The sequence below is a fragment of the Parabacteroides sp. AF17-28 genome (genome assembly GCF_003479205.1).
Classification (GTDB): domain Bacteria; phylum Bacteroidota; class Bacteroidia; order Bacteroidales; family Tannerellaceae; genus Parabacteroides; species Parabacteroides acidifaciens.
The window spans coordinates 1-1,062 of the sequence record NZ_QUGV01000064.1 but is presented as its reverse complement, the minus strand read 5'-3'; the positions used below and the strand labels follow the sequence as shown (position 1 = coordinate 1,062).

General features: G+C 43.3%; 1 rRNA gene. It reads left to right on the top strand.

What is annotated here, in order from left to right:
* Positions 1-915 precede the first annotated feature (915 nt).
* A 16S ribosomal RNA gene (locus DWW90_RS20325) occupies positions 916-1,062 on the top strand; the annotation flags it as partial.

Genomic DNA, 1,062 nt, shown 5'->3' with positions numbered 1-1,062 from the left:
AGATATTCCAAGAAAGTGAATGAAGTTCCCCCCCCAGAAATATCGGGTGAGCCCCGTTTTCATGGCAAAAAAGGCCCTAAATTTCCTTGCGATATTCGGAACGCTGTCCGTTTTGTTTTCAAATATTCGATTCTCCGGGAGTTAAGGTTTTCCACTTTGTCGGCTTATCCGGCATTCGGCAATCAAAAAGAACGCTTTTTGGAATTGCCCCGGCACCTCATTTCTCCCGTTGTCAGAAATAAGGTCCAACCCCGTACAAATAGTCAATCCAAAACGGATCAACTTTTCAGGTGAAATAGAAAAACGGCCGAAAAGGGGGTTATTGTATAATTTGATTATTTCTTTTCCCCTCTTTTTGGGGTCCCTCTGCCTCACGATCCTGTACCGACAGAAAGGAAGCGGAGTCATGCCTCCATCTCCCTTATCCCGTACATTATATAGTAATAGGAATCCTTGATTTTCCAGCCGTTCCGATAGTTGAAAAAAAGTTTCTCCCGTAACTCTCAGCATTTCAGCGTATCCCGCAAACCTGTTGCATTCCGATGAAAAAATAGTTGCAAAAAGATTTGGAAGTTATGTTGTAGGGCAGTACTTTTGCACCCGCATTCGAGAGAGAACGGCAGTAGTCAACATGATGCAGAGAGGTAACCCGAGTAGGGGATGAGGTTAGCGATGCTAAGCAAAATTCCAACCGCCGGAGCACTTCAGAAAAAACTTTTCAAATTTTCTTTCGAAACATTTGGTAGTTTAGAAAAAGTCCTTACCTTTGCAGCCGCAATCGCAAGAAAGCGACAAGTTCTTTGAAAGATTTACATATCAACAAGTAGTACAAGAGACGTATAAATATACGAAACATACCGTCAAAAACTACAATAAATAACGAGATTCTGAGCAAAGGTATATAAAAACAATTTAACAACGAAGAGTTTGATCCTGGCTCAGGATGAACGCTAGCGACAGGCTTAACACATGCAAGTCGAGGGGCAGCACGAGGTAGCAATACTTTGGTGGCGACCGGCGCACGGGTGAGTAACGCGTATGCAACCTACCTATCAGAGGAGG